This is a genomic window from Thermococcus barophilus MP (assembly GCF_000151105.2).
GTDB classification, from domain to species: Archaea; Methanobacteriota_B; Thermococci; order Thermococcales; family Thermococcaceae; genus Thermococcus_B; species Thermococcus_B barophilus.
This window is the reverse complement of record NC_014804.1, coordinates 50,051-67,849: the sequence shown is the minus strand read 5'-3', so window position 1 is coordinate 67,849 and position 17,799 is coordinate 50,051. Positions and strand designations below refer to the sequence as shown.

The window sequence follows — 17,799 nt, the reverse complement described above, 5'->3', positions numbered from 1 at the left end:
CAAAGAATCTAAAAGGTAGAGAGATATGGATGAGCTGTCAGCTCCAAGAGAAAGATATGACTCTGTAATTTTTGTTGGAATGACCCGGGATGGCACGATAGAGTTTATCAAAGTTTACGGAGAAGACAAGGAAAAGGCACTTGAGGTTCTGAATAGTTTCTTTAATGAAAAAAACCTCCATCCAGCAGACTTCATCCTCGTAGATGAAGGATTTGAAGATGTCAGAGACAAAAAAATAATAAGCACGCGAACTGAGGATGAGCTTTCGGCATATTTAGCAAGGTTAGGTTTAAAGTTGCTTTCTAACGGTGTGCTTTATCTGGAGGGAAAAGACAGAATCTACCAGATAACCACTGTGAGTAAGGAGCTATTAGAAAAAATCAAAGGGCAAAAAGAAGATCAGGGAGAATTTGAAGTTGCAGAGACTGAGCCACATGTTGACGTAGAGTCCATAACAGATGACGTTCCTGAGGAATTTCTGAGCTCATTAATGCTCTTAGAACTCAGAGAAGATGCAATAATAATCAACGAGGCAGGACTCGAGCTGGACAAGATACTCAAAAAGTGCATTAAAGGAAAAGTAAAAATACCAAGGTATTTGGAAATTTATGAAAACATCATACAGGTTTTTGATGAGGAAATTCATGAAAAGCTGGCTTCCCATGCAGAATGGGTATTGGTAAAAACACCTGTAATTTGCTGGGATTATTATGTTGACAGCACAGAAGAGTTTGAATTCAGAAAAGTCGAGGATAGAGTTTACTCGGCGCCTCTATTTCTGAAGGCTTACCGAGGCTACTTGATGCTCTCAGACCCGCCCATTGAGCTTGTTAGGAAGCTCAAGAGAATAAAGCGTAGAGGGTACGTGAAGTTTCCAATTGGAGTCAGGTACTACAAGATACCAGTCGATTTTACCCTCCTAATTGAGACTAAAGATGCCAGCAAGTATGAAGGCTTAGAATTTCCAGTTAGGATTAAGTTCCCGAGTTTTGATGAAGAAATGTTGAAAAAGCTTTTCTTAAAAGAATTCGGTGTTGAAATTCCTCTTTCGGTCCTTAGACAACTCCCCAAAGAATACAGAACAATGAAAGCTCTTAAAGACCTAAAGAGGCTCGTTGAAAAACTTAAACTCAGGAATCCAGAAAAGGAAACATCAGAGCTTTTAAAGGCAGCACTGGTAATAATGATCGGTGAAGGTCATGAAGGTTATTGATGGTAGTTATGGAGAGGGTGGAGGTCAAATCCTAAGGACTGCTGTCGCTCTCTCCGCTATTACAGGAGAGCCGATTAAAATAATCAACATAAGAGCTAACAGACCCAATCCTGGCTTAAGACCCCAGCATCTGCATGGAATTTTAGCATTAAAAGAACTCTGCAACGCTAAGGTCAAGGGGGCTGAAGTGGGTTCAAAAGTTTTGGAGTTCTATCCAGGTAAAATCCAATCAAAACACATTAAGGTTCCAATAAAAACCGCTGGAAGCATAACACTCGTTCTACAAGCCCTATTACCTGCAATGGCGTTTGCTGACAGGGAAGTAACCTTTGAGATAACTGGAGGAACAGATGTTCCCTGGTCACCACCTATTGATTATCTCAAAAACGTTACCCTCTTCGCTCTTGAAAAGATAGGACTTAGAGCGGAGATTGAAATAAGGAGGAGAGGGCATTATCCTAAAGGTGGAGGGAGTGTTATGGGAAAAGTTGAACCCTGGGAAGAGAAAAGAGAGCTCAGGGCTACAAGATTTACAAAAATTGAGAGCTTTGAAGGGATAAGTCACGCAGTAAAGCTACCATCTCACGTTGCAGTAAGGCAGGCAAAGGCAGCAAAGCAGGTGATTGAGAGGGCTTATCCCAATATACCTATTAATATTATAGAGGAGTACTACGAGCGAGACAAAGACCCTCACTTAGGTCCGGGGAGCGGAATTGTTGTATGGGCAAACACCGATGTCTTACGCTTAGGCGGTGATGCACTTGGAAAGAGGGGCAAGCCTGCCGAAATGGTCGGAGAAGAAGCGGCAATAGAGCTTTTGAACCAGCTCAAGCCGAGGCATGCGGTGGATAAGTTTCTTGGAGACCAGCTCATCCCGTTCTTGGCTTTTGCCGGTGGAGAAATATGGGTCAGCGAGATTACAAAGCATTTAGTGACGAATGTTTGGGTCGTCGAGCAGTTCTTTGGAAAAGTGTTTAAAGTTGAGGGAGAAGTGGGAAAGCCAGGAAGGGTTAGGGTCGTGAAGAGTGTAGAAACTTAAAGTTACTACTCCTCCATCTCCACCCCATAAACCTTTTCTGGATTCTCAACATGGATTTTGTAAACGTCCTCCTCGGTGAAGATTCTCTGCTGGAGGAAAGCTTTCGTTCTCTTTGGCACTGTCTTTGGTCCCAACACTGCTCCAGGTCTTCTTTTATCATCAATGTAATCGGTCTCCATGAAAAACCTGTTCCCCTGCATTATAGCCTCCATCATAGCTTTTTTGCTCGCCAAAATTGAGGGAAAAACCCCAACTTCTTCTGCAATTTTCACGAGAGGTGGGGAATAGTGTTTGACGACTCTGTACGGTTTTATTCCGACTTCCTTAACTATTTTTCCAAGCTCTCTGAACTTCTCTTCCGTGAAACTCTCTGTATGCAGTTGAACAGCACAATCAGCTTCTTTAGCCAGAGCCATTCCATACTTCATCAGCTCAATGCTTGCTCTCCATATTTCTCCGCTAACCTCAAAATGAGGTCTGCCAATTTCTCCGATGGCTATTGCTTTACCCTCAAGGCACAGCTTTTGAGCATATTCCAGGGCTTTCATGACCTCATCCTTAGCATATTCTAAGCTCTTCTTTTCAGCCAAATACACAAACTCAGCTGGATGAACACCAACAACTGCAAAAGCCTTCACTGGAGTCTCTTTGTTTATTTTCTCAACGAGTTTTATGTGGAAATCCATAGCCTCTATGAAGTCCTCTGCTTTCATCCCAGCAAAGCCGTAATCGTGAGCTGTTTTATACACAACAGCAAGATGTGTCCCGCCTGCTCTGTGGAACTGCTTTACTGCCTCAAGAAAGAGCCCCTTAAAGGGATCAACGTGAAAATGATTGTCGAATATTATCATTTTTGTCACCAAAAAGAGCTAAGCTTATGGACTTTTAAGCCTTAAGTCATGATTGGTAAACTTCAAGAAGTTCTCCATCATTAACATCCATTTTGTTCTCGAGCATTAAAGCAACAACATCTCCAGAAACTGCAAAATCAACCTTTTTGCGGTTTTTCTCAATATTCCTCACTATTCCAACGTCTCTCCCTTTCAGCTTGTATCCCGGATATATAATCCCATCAATTACCTCACCAGCAAGTACCTGCTTCCCAAAAATATTAAAAACCTGAAGGACTCTAAACCTTCCAACTGGCTTTCTTGAAACTATTTCAATTTTGTTGACTTCTCTTTTGGGTTTTTTAAAGATCCTTCTAAAAATGCCCATTTTCACCGTCCCCAGTACTGGAGTAGATCATCAAGTTCTATTACGAGAGACTTTCCAACCAACTCAAGAGATGAGCATTTCCCAATCCTTAATACTGCTTTTCTTGGATGGGATTCTGTATATATAACAGTACTTGCAATCCTCTCAAAGAAAGGAAGAGGATTCACTGGTGCTTTTTCCGTGATATTTTTGTTAATTATATATACTGCTATGCGACTTTTTTCGCCTAAGAAAGATATCAATTCGGAGATTACATCCATGACATCACTGGGTTTTGTTGATAAGTAAAAAAGGTTTTCAATTCCCAGTACGAGATTTATGGCATTACTCTTCTCCTTGTAAACTTCTCTAACCGCCAGGCGGTACTTCTCCCTATAAGCACCTTCCAATGGTATGTGCTGGCGAACGTTTCCAACTATGTTTGTGCCTCCAACTTTGATAACGGTGATGTTTTCAAAAAACTTAGTATCTATCCCAATGAACTCCAAGTGCTGTTTAATAACATAAAGTGAGTCGAGAATATCATCTACAATAACTGGAACACCCTTCTGAGATGCATACTCAACAAAAAACAAAAATGAAAATTCGGGAATTAATGATTCATCATATATTAACAGTACAGTCTCACCCATTTTCAGGGAGTCCATAATTCGGGTTACAGCTTCAAATGCTCTTCTCATAATGTGTCCCCAATTATATCAAATCCCTTAAATTTTATAATGATTTTGATTTAACAAAAATAGATAGAGAAATTTTGAATAGACGGCTAAAGCCTAACAAAATGTACCGAACAGGAGATACATGGGTCAAAGGCTCTGACAGTTTCTTCAAGCTTGTGCTTCAGAAAGTTTTCATCTACAGTGCCATACTGTTTTCTTGCTTCCTCATAAAGGCTCAGCTCCATCAATGCATGGTTTAATGCAGTGGGGGTTATTATGTTCGAATAAGTGATGTTTCCATTTTCGTCAATTCTGTAGTGATGAATGAGAACCCCTCTGGGAGCCTCAACGTATCCTATTCCCTCCCCCTCTTTAGGCTCTATTGGAACATTTTCCCCTTTGATCCCATGATCCAAGAGAGTACTCACAATCTCCTTAGCTCTCTCAAGTGAATATACAAGCTCAATTGCCTGTGCTAAGTTGTTTAGGCTAACATACCCCCGAGATAACTTTTCCTTATGCTGTTCAAACAGCTCCTTTGCAATCGGTGTTAGCCTGTCAGATTTAACCATTAACCTTGAGAGGGCTCCAGTCATGAAGACACTTCCCTTATAATGGCTCTGCTTTGCAAAGCTGTAGGGCAGAGATTTTTCTTCGATATGCTCGAAATAATCGAACCTTTCTCCATCAGATGCAATCAGCTTTTCTCCGTAGAGGTAACCATCCGTAGCAACATGGTATTCAGGAACCGCCCCAAAAACTTCTTGAGTTGCAAAGATGTTAACTGCCCTTTTTGCAAACCTTAAAAGTGCATCACAGCTTTTATCAATTTTTTCAAGCTCATCCTCTGTAGGATACCTCCCGAATCCTCCGGGCTTAACATTTATTCCATGAATTTCTCTTCCCCCTATCACTTCCCTGATGTAGTTACCAAATGCCTTGAGTGCGAGTCCCTCTCTCACTATCTCCCCATGTTTGCTTGCCATTCTGATAGCATCTGGATAGCCGAACAAATCGGGGGCGACCAGAAGATAGAGATGAAGGCTGTGGCTCTCAAGAATTTCTCCAATCAAACCAAGCTCCCTCAAAAGCTGAATCTCCTCCGGGACTTTAACTCCGAAGGCATTCTCTATCCCAAGCACCGAGGCAAACGAATGCGCCAGATAGCAGATTGCACAAATTCTTGCTTCCAAATCTGGAACATCCCAATAATACCTGCCGAGTGTCAGCAATTCAAAGAATCTTGGACCCTCAACTATTTTCACCCTCGCTTCTTTGACTTCCCCGTTTTCAATGATAACTTCCGCCTTTCCGTTTCCCTCAACCCTCGTGAATTCCCCAAGTTCAAGGATCACCATCTCAGCTCACCCCTTGCAAATGTCTTGAACTTCCTGCGCAGATACTCTTCATCATAGCCAAGATTCTTCAGTATCTCAAACTCTCCAGCAGGATTTGCTTCCTTTGGCAAAGGCCCCCTGCACCCTATGCATCCGAGTTTCGATTTAACACATATAGCATTGCATCCACCCACTGTGATTGGACCCAAGCATGGGAGTCCCTTTTTTACCAAGACACATTCGTATTCATTGAGCTTGCATTCAATACACACTGGATAGTCTTTCTTTATTGGCTCCACACCCTTTGCAAGATCGAGGAGAAGCTGATAAATCTCCATCTTATCATAAGGGCATCCGGGGAGAGCGAAGTCAACGGCCACGTATTCCACTACCGGCTTCGGATCAAGGGCTTTCATGGTGTTCGCCCTTGTCCCATACACCTTTTCAAGCTTATCCCTGAGCTTTCCTTCAACAGCTCCCTGAACAGAGCCATGAGTTGCACAAGTCCCCAATGCGATCAGGTAATTGGAATAATTGCGAGCATGCCTTAAAACTTCCAGATCCCTCTGGCATGATACCGTTCCCGTAACAATCGCAACGTCAAGGTGATCATGCTCCTTAAAGCTTGATGCCATGTGAAATTCTTTTATGTCATAAAACTCCAGCAGATCAAACAGCTTCTCGTAGAGAAACAGGATGTTTAGAGCACAGCCTCCACAGTCGGTAAGCTCAAAAACTCCCAGCTTCAGCATTTAGATCAACCCCCTTGTGGAGAGAGCTTCCCAGTAAGTGAAGACGGGTCCATCTTTGCAGATGTATTTTATTGACGTGCTGGTTCCTACAATGCAGTGCCCACACTTCCCTATCCCGCATCTCATTCTTCTCTCAAGCGTCATGTAAATCCTGCCAGGGGCAAGCTTTCTGTCCAAGAGCTCCCTTATCACAAATCTGTACATTACCGGAGGTCCGCATATTAAGGCATATGTATTGTCCACATCAAACTCCTCCCCTCTGAACAAATCTGTCACAACCCCTTTGCAGACCTTGGGAGCAAAGCCCTTCTCGAGGTATATGCAGGAAGGGCTCTCAACCTCATAGGCAAGCTTTACCCTGCAGTTCATAGCCTCTCCATGTTTAAGAAGGTGAATTATCTCATCTCTGAAGAGAATATCTTCATAGCTTTTGGTTCCATAAAACAGGTATATCTGCTCGTACTTTCCGCTGTCAATGGCATACCACAGAACACTTCTCAACGGAGCCATCCCAAGACCCCCAGCAACCAAGAGCAGATTAGAGCCTTCCATAGCCTCCATAGGGAAGCCATTGCCATAAGGTCCCCGAATGCCCACAATATCTCCCTCTTTAAGTTTGTGAATATATTTTGTCATCCTTCCTACCCTTCTTATACACAGCTGGAAGTACCCCGTCCTCGTTGGGGAGGAACATAGACTTATTGGGAATTCACCAAAACCCCGGATGTCAACTATAACAAACTGACCTGGCCGGTAGGTAAATTCCCTGTTAATTTCTGGGTCTACAAACCTAAGAGTGAAAAGCTTTTCCCTCGGAGTAAGCTCCTTTACTTCCAAAATTCTCGCATCATAGGTTTGAAAGGGGTTCATTTCAACGCCTCCCTAATCTCATCAAGAACCTTAACGTGTTCTATCTTAGCTGGACAGAACTCATCACACCTGCCGCATCCAACACAGTTGAAACCCGCAGATGGATCAAAATAGCTTTTACAGTAGTATCGATGTCTGAAACGATCCAAACGCGTTGGTCTAAAGTTGTGACCACCCGCAACAAGCCCATGGCTTTCCATGAAACAAGAATCATATCTCCTGACCCTCACCGCCTCATATGCGTTGACCCAGTAGTCACAGACTTCATAACATCTGCATGTTGGACACACCATGTTGCAGTTTCCACAGCCGAGACAAATGCGTTCATACTTTTTCCACACTGGACTATCAAATGCAAGATCAAGCAAGTCCGCCAACCCTTCCTTGTTCAGATGCTTTTTAAATGATGCAGAACGCTTTTCTTCAAATTCTTTGAAGTGCTTCAGATCTTCCTCGTCAATATCCTCAAAAAGGCTTTCATTTGCCCATGCGATTTCATGACCTTTTACACTTCCCACTCTCACAAGCCAGCCATCTGGAAGCTCATGCAGGAAGAGATCAAACCCATGCATTGCAAAGTGCGTTCCTAAGCTCTTGCAGAAACAGTACTCATCTGGCATGCAACTTATCCCTATGATAATGGTGTTTTCCCGCCTTTCTTTGTAGTAGGGATCCGCGGGTTCTTCAAGATATACCTTATCAAGAATTTGAAGTCCATGAACGTCGCATGAGTGAACTCCAAAGAGAACTATTTTTTCAGCTTTTCTGTTTTCTTCCCATTTTCCATTTTTCAACTTTAAAAGTATCTCCCGTGGCTTTACAAAGAATTTCTTCGGGGGAAGCATGGTTCGAGTGTAATTTAATGAAACTTCTTCTAAAGTACCAACTTGCTTAAAAGAATAAATGTTCCCCTGTTTCACTGGAGCATAAACGGTTCCCCAGTTTTTGAGAGAATTGAAAAACTCCTCAAAATTCTCAGAGGGAAGCTTTACATATCTCAAGATCATCACCCGAAAGATTGCTTCTCTTGTTTATATTTGTCAAATACCTGATTTAAGGATTTTTGCAACGGTTAGTTATCAACTAATAGTGAAAAGAATTTTATATTCGCAAAACAGATATTAAAAAATGGTGGGGCTTAAATGTTTGAAATTTTGCGTAAAGAAAAATTAGCTCCAGGGATTAATCTCTTCGAAATTAAAGCCGAAAGGATTGCAAAAAAAGCTAAGCCGGGTCAGTTTGTTATACTAAGACTCCACGAAAGGGGAGAAAGAATACCCCTAACAATAGCCGATACCAATCCAGAGAAGGGTACTGTAACAATAGTTGCACAGGAAGTCGGAAAAACAACACACGAACTTGGAACATACAACGTTGGGGACTTCATCCTCGACTTCCTTGGTCCTTTAGGGAAGCCAAGCCACATAGACAGGTTTGGAACGGTTGTGATGATAGGTGGCGGAGTTGGTGTTGCAGAGATCTACCCAGTCGCAAAAGCCATGAAAGAGGCTGGCAATTATGTCATATCAATTCTTGGGTTCAGAACAAAAGAGCTTGTGTTCTGGGAGGATAAGCTGAAACAAGTTAGTGATGAAGTCATAGTAACTACAAATGATGGAAGTTATGGAATGAAAGGATTCACAACTCATGCACTTCAAAAGCTCATAGATGAAGGGAGAAAAATCGATCTTGTCCATGCTGTTGGGCCAACAATTATGATGAAGTTTGTTGCAGAGCTCACGAAGCCATATGGCATAAAGACAGTTGCCAGCTTAAATCCAATCATGGTTGATGGAACTGGAATGTGCGGAGCGTGCAGAGTCACAGTTGGAGGAGAGATAAAATTTGCCTGCGTTGATGGACCAGAGTTCGATGCACATCAAGTGAACTGGGATGAGCTGATGAAGCGTCTGGACTATTACAAGGATTTGGAGAAGATTTCTTTTGAGAAGTGGAAGCGCGAGAGGGGGATGGTTTAAATGCCAAAAAGGCAGATTATCAAGGAGAGGGTTCCAACTCCAGAGAGGCCACCAGAGGAGAGGAACAAGGACTTCTTTGAGGTTAACCTCGGTTATGATTTTGAGCTTGCAAAGAAAGAAGCTGAGCGCTGTTTGCAGTGTCCAGAAAAATACGCTCCGTGTATTAAAGGTTGTCCCGTAAACATAAACATTCCCGCCTTCATAGCCAAGATTAAAGAAGGGGACATTAGAGGAGCCTTAGAAGTTATTTGGGCTTGTAATTCTTTGCCTGCCATTACAGGCAGGGTCTGCCCACAAGAAGACCAATGCGAAGGAGTCTGCGTAATGGGCAAAGTAGGCGACCCAATAAACATAGGAAAACTCGAAAGATTCGTAGCAGACTACGCAAGAGAAAAAGGAATAGATGCCGAGCTATTAGGGGAGCAAATAAAAGGAATAAAGAAGAACGGAAGGAAAGTCGCAGTCATCGGAGCCGGACCGGCTGGTTTAACATGCGCCGCAGAATTAGCAAAAATGGGTTATGACGTAACAATCTTCGAAGCCCTCCACAAACCGGGAGGAGTCCTAATATACGGAATCCCAGAATTCAGACTACCAAAACAAATCGTGAAAAAAGAGCTTGAGAACCTCAAAAAGCTTGGAGTAAAAATTGAGACAAACACATTAGTAGGGAAAACAGTTACATTTGACGAGCTGAGGGAAGAGTACGATGCCATCTTTATAGGAACCGGTGCAGGGACGCCAAGATTTGTCAAATGGGAGGGCATAAACCTGAATGGAATTTACTCAGCTAACGAATTCCTAACAAGAATAAACCTCATGAAGGCTTATGAATTCCCCGAATATGACACTCCAATAAAAGTAGGAAAGAGGGTCGCTGTTATCGGCGGCGGAAACACAGCAATGGACGCAGCCCGTTCTGCGTTGAGGCTTGGTGCTGAAGTCTGGATCCTCTACAGAAGAACAAGAAAAGAGATGACTGCTCGTATAGAGGAAATTCACCACGCTGAAGAAGAAGGAGTTAAATTCATGTTCTTAGTCTCACCCAAGCGCTTTATAGGAGATGAACACGGTAACTTGAAGGCAATAGAGCTTGAGAAGATGAAGCTTGGAGAGCCAGATGAGACCGGTAGGAGGAGACCAATTCCAACTGGAGAAACGTTCATCATGGAGTTTGATACTGCAGTAATTGCCATCGGACAAACACCAAACAAAACGTTCTTCCAGACGGTTCCAGATTTGAAGGTTGACAGCAAGGGAAGGATAATAGTTGATGGGAATTTGATGACTTCGATTCCTGGAGTTTTTGCGGGTGGGGATGCAATAAGAGGAGAAGCAACCGTAATCTTAGCAATGGGAGATGGAAGAAAAGCAGCAAAAGCAATACACGAATACCTAAGCAAAGAGGCTTAGCTTTAAATTTCCCTCTTTTCTAATAATTTTGGTGAGCGATATGGAGTTCTTTGAAGTTATAAGGAGAAGAAGCATCAGGAGATTTCAAAATAAAGAAGTTCCAGAGGAGCTTATTGAGAAGATCCTCGAAGCTGCCTTCTATTCTCCAAGCTCAAAGAACAGAAGACCGTGGCACTTTGTGGTGGTGAAGGATAGGGGATTAATAAAGAAGCTTGCCGAAACGAGACCGGCTGTAAGGTTCCTTGAAACAGCACCTTTAGCGATAGTTGTCTGTGGGGATGAGAGGATAAGCAATGCATGGGTTTACGACTGCTCAATAGCTGCTGAGCACATTCAGCTGGCAGCAACTGCCTTGGGCTTGGGTGCCTGCTGGGGTCATATACATGAAAGGATGCACGATGATGAGAAGACAGCCGAGGATTACGTCAGAGAGCTCTTGGGAATTCCCAAGCATATAAGGATTCTCTGCATTATTGGGATTGGGTATCCAGCTGAAGAAAAACCAGAGCACAGAAAAGATGAAATAATGTGGGAGAGGGTGCATCTAAATAAATTTGGGAACAGAGTTGAACAGGAAGGGCGCGACCTTTTAGGAGGATAATGTTTGTGAACCGAAAACTTGCACCCCCAATAGTTACTTGCAGGGGTGCAAGTATAAAGGGATTTCTCCCTTCCATCATTGAGAGGTTAATATAGAACATTGAGCAGTGGTTAATGAGAGCAAATTAAACAAAGGAGCTTTAGGGATTATAAGAAAAAGAAGAATTCAGAGCCGACCCTCAAATAATCGCCGGAATACCTGGAATTCTCGGGAATGGCTGAACTTCTGCTATGTGCTTTGCTCCGACAATGAACCTCACTAATCTCTCCATGCCTATGCCAGCCCCCGCTGTAGGCTTTAGTAAACCAGCTTTGGCAACCTCTAAGTATGGTTTGAATGCCTCAAGGCTTATCCCAGCTTTTTTCATCTTCCTGACGATTATATCGTACTCCCACTCTCTCTCGCCGCCGCTTGAGACCTCACCGTAACCCCATGGTAAGTACAAGTCATAGTTTCTGAAGTGTCCTGGCCTCTCTGGATCTTCTCTATCGTAGAATTCTCTCTCAATATCAGTAATCCAGAATGGTTCATCCATTGCTTCACTCGCCTTATCTTCATCACCAAATTCTGCTTTGATTTCCTCCAGAGTAAAGCGCTTAAACGGTGGCTTAGCCTTTGGAACTTCTCTGCCAAGTTCTTCAAGGATCTCCCACTTTCTTGCCTCTTTGAAAAGCCCAGAGATCGCCTCTTCGATTAAGCTCATGACGTCGTCCATGGTTGCATATGCTATTTCAAAGTCGAGCTGGGTGAACTCATATGCATGTCTTCCATCGTCAGCTTCTCTTCCTTCGAGTCTTATGTTTGGAGAAAGTATGAACAACTTGTCTATTCCCATAGCAACTGCCAATTGCTTGTGCAAAATCATACTATGCATTAATCTAAGCTTTCCACCATATGCCTCTATCTCTGGGGGCTTTAAGGCTTCACTTGCCGCTGGATCTGGCCAGAGAGGATCAGTTATCGAGCTGAGCATCACTGGAAGCAACCACTTAAACCCTTTGCCGACAAAAAACCTTGTCATATATTCAATAATCTTGGTCTGAACTTCCATAGCTGGGGCAATTTCTCTTTTAACTAATTGAACAGCATTCATGTTTATCACCTATTTTTTGACACTGCATTCATGGTTTATGTCTTTTATGCAAAAAACTTTGGAATTTGAACAAATTTTGGCATTCATATATGATAATTTTTGGACAATTGACAAGAAAAATGGTTAAAGTTGACATTTTTGATTTAGGAATTCTCTTCAATTTCCAATACTCTAACTTTATTCCCTATTTTCAGGAGGAGGTAGTTTTCACATAGCCTTAGTTGTTCCACTTTCCCTTTCACATCAATACACCTTTGGGACTTTAAGTTAGAGGTCATAACACACAGCTTTGATGTTTTATCACCGCTGGGATAAACAAAGGCAAGATATTTCTCATTCACGTCAAAGCTCTCAATCTTTGAAAGCTCAATCTTTTTCTTTTTTATGAGCTCCCCCTTATAGGTAAAGAGATAGAGCCCATTGTCTGTGATTATGTAGACTTTATTCCCAACTACTTTTCCTCCAAGTAATGAACTTTGAGATAACTCTTTATCAGAGCAAAATCGTTCAATAATATCGCCTTCTTCAACACTACCCCAGTAAAAGCAGTAGTTTTGAACTTTTGCTGTCGCAAAATGTCTGTTTGCCGTAAGTAGGAAAATATGACTCTCATCAGCATACAAGGCATACAGTACAAAGTCTACATAGCCCCCAACACTTTTGTATATCTCTCTCCACCATCTTTCTGTGAGGTTGTAGTCAAAATAAACCATTTCAACAACCCCATCATAACTCCAAACCACAAAACCATCTCTGAAGTAAAAATATCCTTTTTTAAAGTTCCTCGTAGTGTTCCAGTAACCTACAAGAGTTCCGTTTCTGTCATAAAACTTAAATAGTGTGTATAAGGGCTTATATCCACCATCAACCGGAATCTTAACTTCCTCAATCTCGATCTTAACTGGCGGAGAAAACTTCTCAATGGTGCAACTAACGTTAGTTATAGATGTAGGAATAACGGCTATTCCCCTATTTTCAAAAAGAAACCTATAGCCTCCATAAAAGGTTAATAACAAAACTATAAAAAGAAAAAGGAAAGTAAATATTTTCCTCATTTTTAACACCTCATTCAAGTGTTCAATCAATGCGTAATATTATTCAACCTCATAAACAACAACCTCTTCAGAACCTCTTGGTACAATTGCAAAATATCTATCCCAGGCTTTTATTTCATCAATTGGGCTTACCCTTTTAGTTCCTGAGTAATAGGGAATGCAGTTGAGACGTTTATCATAAACATACACGCAGAGGTAATTGTAAGCAGTTCCACTTTCTCCCGAGAACCCCCAGTAAGCGAATGCCATAAATCCATCCCCAAAATCTCCAAATGTTCCCTGAGATACAAACCATCCACTATAATGAGAGACTCTAAAACATTGTTTCTTGAGGGACTTGTTTGATAAATAAAACTTTATCAGCTCATCACAATAGTCTGGGTTTACCTTAAAAGAATAAAGTGTATTGTTGTAAAACCCAATTATACCACCCATTCCTAAACTTGCTATTTCTTGTCCTTTTGAATTAAAAAGATAAACACTACTCATTGACAAATATTCATGCAAAACCTGCTCACCTTTGAGCTTTGGAAACTTAGATTGATTCACTGCAAATAAACCACGCCGAATAAAGAAAATTTTGTGATCCACTACCTTACATACAAGAGGATAGTTCGAAATTATTGTATCATTTAGAATATTGCACCTCTCGTCAAAAAATATTACTCTTGTCTCTCTATCTTTGTATAATCCATAAACTACAAATCCGTTAGGAAAGAACGCGACTTTTGGCGTTGAGTTAAATGTAAATACTTGGGAGTTCACTAATATGCTTTTTTCTCTTGCTGTAATCCTGCAATTACCGAGGTTAAAAGCATATTCAACATTTTTGTCTGTGTCTATTGGTGCTAGTCTTAAAGTTTCATAATCCAGAACAAAACTTCCATTGTCGGTTTTTATATAAGCATAACGGTTTGAAAAGTAATAATCGTAAACAGGAGTCACGTTCAAAAGAAGCTTTCCACTTTTTACATTGTAGACCTTAAGTGTTCCATTATAATAAACAAAAAGCCTATCCTCGAAACCCTGAAAATCCCAAGCAGGGAGAGTTAAAATCGGTTTAAATTCTCCTTCAAGTGGTGTTTTATTTTCTAAATGCTCAAAGGAGTGTATGAAAATGTCATTAGAAGTAACATTAGAAAACTCATTTTTATTTTTCTGTTCTTGAGTATTTTGGTTGATTATAACCACAGAGACCAAAATAAAAAGCAAAAATAATAAAAAAAGTTTAAAGAGCTTCACTTTTCCACACCTCTTCACCCTTCATAAGGAAAGTTCTGCGATTTCGATTCATCCGGAGCAAAACAGCTCGAACAATGCCTATTAGCCCACTTACACGAACTTCCGAAATCCTTTTTCTTATAGTATGAAAAACCATATTATTCCCTCCTTCTTTATGTTTCAGCTTTGATGTGAGCATTTTCAGTTAGCTTCTTCTTTTATCCAAATATTAAGTTTAAATCCAGACAAACTTACCTATTTTTTGATTTATTTTAAATTTTACAATTCTTTCCTTGAAACAAACTGTTAGATATGAGCCACAGAGTCTTACGCCTGTAATTTCGTTCTTGAAGCTTTTACACTCATAAATTGGATTTAAATCACTGTTAAAAACACAGATTGTTTTGTTCCAAGCTAAAGCCAAATACCTCCAGTTCGCATCAGCATAAACCTTAGTTGGTGGAATCTGGAGTTGTATAGCTTTTAAAAAACCTTCGTTATTGAGTAGTATTATCCCGTCTGTTGAGATTATGTACGTTGTATTCCCCTTAACAACCGCAGCGTTTGAAACTTGGAGCGGCTCACTAAAAGGCCCAAACAAACAGCTTAAATGAAGAACCCTAAAGATGTAGAGTCTCCTTCCAGAGCCAGCCATTATTCTATCTTTTTTAATTTTTAATTCCTTTATCTTTACCCCCAACCAGTGTTCATCTAAAATTTTGCCTTCAGTTGTGAGATATATAATTTACCATTGGTGGTACCAATTGCATAAGGTCATTATTGAGGGAAATTAGCATTCCATTTTTAATACTTCTCTCCCACATTATACCCCCTTCAATGTCCAAGAGGACTATGTTGTCTCTAAAAGCTAGTGCTAAGTACTTCCCTTCTTTTGAAAGTGAAAACGTGGAAACATTTTTATATTCATGCAAAAGCTTTCCAGCTTTGTTAAAAATCAGTACTTTGCCGTTTTTGGAATTGTAGTAATCGTTGTAATTATCAAAAACAATTGTTGCTACATACTCTCCTTTTTCTGATATTGCAGCATTGCCAAGTAAGCCAACTTCACGCCTCCAGAGTATTGTTCCGTTTCTGTCGAGCAGATAGATTGTTTTAGTGTTAGTGGAGCCCGCAACTATATAGTTCCCATCTACGGATATGTCAAGTATTCCTCCCGCCCTTTTCTTCCACAGCAAGTTCCCTTCCTTGTCAAATGCATAAACATAGTCATCTTGAGTTCCAAGTATTATATTATTTTTGGTTGTGATGATAATTCTTTGGGGCCATTCAGTTTCCTTTCTCCAAATTAAATTCCCTTTCCGATCGAAGAGGTAAATAAACCCTACTCCTATTTTTTGAGCCTTTTGAACTGCAACAGCAACATAGTTAGAAGAGAGTGAAAGGCTCACAATGAAATCTCCAATGTTTTCCTTTTTCCAAAGGAGTTCTCCATCTTTGAGGAGATATATTGAGGCACTTCCGTCACAACGCTCATACGTTCCTCCCTCTGGATTATTGATGTAAATGCAGATAGCATTGAAACCCACTGCTACATGTCTGCTATCATTTGACACTGAAAAAATTGTAACATCACGAGGAGCATAATAAATGCTTTGTGAAAGTGGTGACACGGGAACGAGGGTAATCCAACTGTATACAAAACTTTCTTGAAATAATAAAATGAAAAGAAAGAAAAATAGCATTCTTTTCAATGTGCACCCTCCTTTAGCTTTGGGGGATATCCACCTGATATGGCCTATCTACATGGGGGAAATACTGAGATGCTGAATCATCTGGGGCGAAACAACCACCACAGTGACCATTAGCCCAAAGACATCCATAGGGATTGTCATGACTGCTACCACTTTTGCAACAATTTGAGCTTAATACTCTCCAGTAGACGTACAGCCTATAATTGTCATTTGGAATATAATATGGATTATCTGGATTGGGTAGATGTGGTCTATAACTTGTAAGCCAACATCCGTTAGCATTACATTCAAATTGCCAGATGAGATTGGCTACTTGTTCTTCGGAGGTTTTTGGATTGTAAGCTATGCCATCATAGAAGTATTTTATTTGAATGGACTTAGCTCGCACATCATAGTTTCTTGCCCTTTCCCAATAGTAGTGTAATTCGCTTTCTTTTTTGAAAGTGTATACACAAAATTGGCCCAAATAATAGTCCGAATTTGGAGTATCTGAAGCATACACTCCAACCCACACAGCAATAGGCTCTAAATCCCTGTATTCTACTGGACTTATATAGTAAGGAGGCAATGTATCTTTTAAGGGATTGTCCCCGCCACAATACAAAACACCACCAATAGAGACTTGAGAACATACATATCGTGTTCCAAGTTCGCTATAGTAAATTATATTGTCAATTCCTAGTGGTTGTATTCCTATCGTTTTCATGATTGTTTGTTGTTTTCCGAGTTCTTTAAGTCTTTTGATTGTTTCAAGTTTGGTCTTCTCTTCTAAGTATCCATAAATTCTGTCCCAGATTTCCTTCCTTTGCTGAATAAGCTTTAAAGCATCCTCAATTGTAGCATTACCAGCTTTCACTGCTTTAAGAGTCTCCCTAAGCTTCATGTCGGTCTCAATATACTCATCAAAAGTCAACTCACCAGCCTGCCTGTAAAAAGCAATAAACCAATCTAAATCAACATCCTCCCTAACAGGATGAACTTTCTCTATGTATTGCTTGACCAACACATCCTCCCTAGGAAGCTTATAATAAAGAACCTGAAGCCCATAAGGAGTCTTACGAGTATACTTTTTAACCAACTCCAAACTAAGCTTTTGACGCTCAAAGGCTTTCAAATCATGTTTTATATTCTGAACCTTATCCTCAAGCTTAACAATCTTCTCAAGAGTTTCAATGCTCTTAGTCCTGTTGAGTTCAGCGTAAAGCTTCTGCAACTCTGCTTCTTCTTGGTTAATCACTTTGGTTAAATTCTCTATCTTTGCATTCACTTCACTCAAAGCCTTATCAACATCGAAATCCTGGCAAGAACAGCCTTCACACTTCTCAGTCTTAACTTGCAAATCCTTTACTTCTTGAAACTGTTCAGCAAACACAAAACCAAAACTGCTAAACACTAACAGCACAACAACGCCCAAAACTACCCACTTCCGCATTCGCCCCCCCCAAACAAGCTCATCACTAATACCATAGCCAAAAGTACTATAAATACTTTTCCAATTACGAAGCAAAGCAAAAAACAAAATACAACCACCAAAAACCCGAACATAAACATCCCAAAACAACAAAGTAAAAGAAAATTACTCAACTCCAAAAATCAAACATCCCACATCGATACCATTATAACCCCCCCAATCAACT

General features: G+C 40.8%; 18 protein-coding genes. 5 read left to right on the top strand and 13 right to left on the bottom strand.

All coding sequences use genetic code 11. The features are described from left to right. The first annotated feature begins 25 nt into the window (after nt 1–25). Nucleotides 26–1,213 carry a hypothetical protein gene (locus tag TERMP_RS00365; protein ID WP_013466351.1) on the top strand — a complete coding sequence of 396 codons (1,188 nt, stop codon included), beginning with the start codon at nt 26–28 and terminating at the stop codon, nt 1,211–1,213. Further along, nucleotides 1,200–2,252, top strand: a complete 1,053-nt coding sequence (gene rtcA, locus TERMP_RS00360; protein ID WP_013466350.1) for an RNA 3'-terminal phosphate cyclase — start codon at nt 1,200–1,202, stop codon at nt 2,250–2,252. The genes TERMP_RS00365 and rtcA overlap by 14 nt, the downstream gene beginning before the upstream one ends. A 5-nt stretch (nt 2,253–2,257) precedes the next feature. Here the strand turns inward: rtcA and TERMP_RS00355 are convergent, their stop codons facing one another. From TERMP_RS00355 to shyB, 7 genes are all read right to left on the bottom strand, one after another. Further along, the gene (locus tag TERMP_RS00355) at nt 2,258–3,103 is read right to left on the bottom strand and encodes a TatD family hydrolase (protein ID WP_013466349.1); all 846 of its coding nucleotides are present in this window, start codon (nt 3,101–3,103) and stop codon (nt 2,258–2,260) included. Between the two features lie 46 nt (nt 3,104–3,149). Further along, entirely contained in the window at nt 3,150–3,470 is a 321-nt protein-coding gene (gene pbp11 / locus TERMP_RS00350) for a tRNA-binding protein Pbp11 (RefSeq protein WP_013466348.1), read from the bottom strand. 2 nt (nt 3,471–3,472) lie between these two features. Beyond that, nucleotides 3,473–4,150: a DUF257 family protein gene (locus TERMP_RS00345; protein WP_013466347.1), complete on the bottom strand. Its 678-nt coding sequence runs from the start codon at nt 4,148–4,150 to the stop codon at nt 3,473–3,475. Nucleotides 4,151–4,236: 86 nt separating this feature from the next. After that, nucleotides 4,237–5,484, bottom strand: a complete 1,248-nt coding sequence (gene shyA / locus TERMP_RS00340) for an NAD(P)-dependent hydrogenase/sulfhydrogenase 2 subunit alpha (RefSeq protein ID WP_048159869.1) — start codon at nt 5,482–5,484, stop codon at nt 4,237–4,239. Next, the gene (gene shyD / locus TERMP_RS00335) at nt 5,481–6,215 is read right to left on the bottom strand and encodes an NAD(P)-dependent hydrogenase/sulfhydrogenase 2 subunit delta (RefSeq protein ID WP_193385908.1); all 735 of its coding nucleotides are present in this window, start codon (nt 6,213–6,215) and stop codon (nt 5,481–5,483) included. The genes shyA and shyD overlap by 4 nt, the downstream gene beginning before the upstream one ends. Before the next feature lie 3 nt (nt 6,216–6,218). After that, nucleotides 6,219–7,088 (bottom strand): NAD(P)-dependent hydrogenase/sulfhydrogenase 2 subunit gamma, encoded by an 870-nt coding sequence (shyC, locus tag TERMP_RS00330; protein WP_013466344.1) that lies wholly within the window; start codon nt 7,086–7,088, stop codon nt 6,219–6,221. Beyond that, nucleotides 7,085–8,089, bottom strand: coding sequence for an NAD(P)-dependent hydrogenase/sulfhydrogenase 2 subunit beta (gene shyB, locus TERMP_RS00325; protein WP_013466343.1), 1,005 nt, complete (start codon nt 8,087–8,089; stop codon nt 7,085–7,087). Before shyB ends, shyC begins: the two co-directional genes overlap by 4 nt. A 141-nt stretch (nt 8,090–8,230) precedes the next feature. Between shyB and TERMP_RS00320 the strand changes: the two genes are divergently transcribed. Genes TERMP_RS00320 through TERMP_RS00310 form a run of 3 tightly spaced genes read left to right on the top strand, consistent with a single transcriptional unit; the run spans nt 8,231 to nt 11,081 of the window. Next, nucleotides 8,231–9,067, top strand: coding sequence for a sulfide/dihydroorotate dehydrogenase-like FAD/NAD-binding protein (locus tag TERMP_RS00320; RefSeq protein ID WP_013466342.1), 837 nt, complete (start codon nt 8,231–8,233; stop codon nt 9,065–9,067). After that, a complete protein-coding gene (gene gltA, locus TERMP_RS00315; protein WP_013466341.1) occupies nt 9,068–10,480 on the top strand; it encodes an NADPH-dependent glutamate synthase in 1,413 nt (470 codons plus the stop codon). Nucleotides 10,481–10,520: 40 nt separating this feature from the next. Further along, nucleotides 10,521–11,081: a nitroreductase family protein gene (locus TERMP_RS00310; protein ID WP_013466340.1), complete on the top strand. Its 561-nt coding sequence runs from the start codon at nt 10,521–10,523 to the stop codon at nt 11,079–11,081. Between the two features lie 178 nt (nt 11,082–11,259). On the opposite strand, the gene TERMP_RS00305 is transcribed toward TERMP_RS00310, so the two are convergent. The 6 genes from TERMP_RS00305 to TERMP_RS00280 all read right to left on the bottom strand — a co-directional run bounded on the left by TERMP_RS00305 (nt 11,260) and on the right by TERMP_RS00280 (nt 17,594). After that, entirely contained in the window at nt 11,260–12,174 is a 915-nt protein-coding gene (locus TERMP_RS00305) for an asparagine synthetase A (protein ID WP_013466339.1), read from the bottom strand. Between the two features lie 143 nt (nt 12,175–12,317). After that, a complete protein-coding gene (locus TERMP_RS00300) occupies nt 12,318–13,229 on the bottom strand; it encodes a DUF5711 family protein (protein ID WP_013466338.1) in 912 nt (303 codons plus the stop codon). A 39-nt stretch (nt 13,230–13,268) separates the two neighbouring features. Beyond that, a complete protein-coding gene (locus TERMP_RS00295) occupies nt 13,269–14,471 on the bottom strand; it encodes a hypothetical protein (protein ID WP_013466337.1) in 1,203 nt (400 codons plus the stop codon). A 214-nt stretch (nt 14,472–14,685) separates the two neighbouring features. After that, nucleotides 14,686–15,105: a hypothetical protein gene (locus tag TERMP_RS00290; RefSeq protein ID WP_148221047.1), complete on the bottom strand. Its 420-nt coding sequence runs from the start codon at nt 15,103–15,105 to the stop codon at nt 14,686–14,688. Nucleotides 15,106–15,175: 70 nt separating this feature from the next. Next, nucleotides 15,176–16,153 carry an outer membrane protein assembly factor BamB family protein gene (locus tag TERMP_RS00285; RefSeq protein ID WP_237702893.1) on the bottom strand — a complete coding sequence of 326 codons (978 nt, stop codon included), beginning with the start codon at nt 16,151–16,153 and terminating at the stop codon, nt 15,176–15,178. A gap of 22 nt (nt 16,154–16,175) precedes the next feature. Continuing rightward, the gene (locus TERMP_RS00280; protein ID WP_237702837.1) at nt 16,176–17,594 is read right to left on the bottom strand and encodes a hypothetical protein; all 1,419 of its coding nucleotides are present in this window, start codon (nt 17,592–17,594) and stop codon (nt 16,176–16,178) included. Nucleotides 17,595–17,799: the final 205 nt, after the last annotated feature.

Bases quoted from the DNA above. Each gene is read 5' to 3' on its own strand.
- TERMP_RS00365 (WP_013466351.1), top strand. From the start codon at position 26: ATGGATGAGCTGTCAGCTCCAAGAGAAAGATATGACTCTGTAATTTTT.
- rtcA (WP_013466350.1), top strand. From the start codon at position 1,200: ATGAAGGTTATTGATGGTAGTTATGGAGAGGGTGGAGGTCAAATCCTA.
- TERMP_RS00355 (WP_013466349.1), bottom strand. From the start codon at position 3,103: ATGATAATATTCGACAATCATTTTCACGTTGATCCCTTTAAGGGGCTC.
- pbp11 (WP_013466348.1), bottom strand. From the start codon at position 3,470: ATGGGCATTTTTAGAAGGATCTTTAAAAAACCCAAAAGAGAAGTCAAC.
- TERMP_RS00345 (WP_013466347.1), bottom strand. From the start codon at position 4,150: ATGAGAAGAGCATTTGAAGCTGTAACCCGAATTATGGACTCCCTGAAA.
- shyC (WP_013466344.1), bottom strand. From the start codon at position 7,088: ATGAACCCCTTTCAAACCTATGATGCGAGAATTTTGGAAGTAAAGGAG.
- TERMP_RS00320 (WP_013466342.1), top strand. From the start codon at position 8,231: ATGTTTGAAATTTTGCGTAAAGAAAAATTAGCTCCAGGGATTAATCTC.
- gltA (WP_013466341.1), top strand. From the start codon at position 9,068: ATGCCAAAAAGGCAGATTATCAAGGAGAGGGTTCCAACTCCAGAGAGG.
- TERMP_RS00310 (WP_013466340.1), top strand. From the start codon at position 10,521: ATGGAGTTCTTTGAAGTTATAAGGAGAAGAAGCATCAGGAGATTTCAA.
- TERMP_RS00305 (WP_013466339.1), bottom strand. From the start codon at position 12,174: ATGAATGCTGTTCAATTAGTTAAAAGAGAAATTGCCCCAGCTATGGAA.
- TERMP_RS00300 (WP_013466338.1), bottom strand. From the start codon at position 13,229: ATGAGGAAAATATTTACTTTCCTTTTTCTTTTTATAGTTTTGTTATTA.
- TERMP_RS00290 (WP_148221047.1), bottom strand. From the start codon at position 15,105: ATGGCTGGCTCTGGAAGGAGACTCTACATCTTTAGGGTTCTTCATTTA.
- TERMP_RS00285 (WP_237702893.1), bottom strand. From the start codon at position 16,153: ATGCTATTTTTCTTTCTTTTCATTTTATTATTTCAAGAAAGTTTTGTA.
- TERMP_RS00280 (WP_237702837.1), bottom strand. From the start codon at position 17,594: ATGCGGAAGTGGGTAGTTTTGGGCGTTGTTGTGCTGTTAGTGTTTAGC.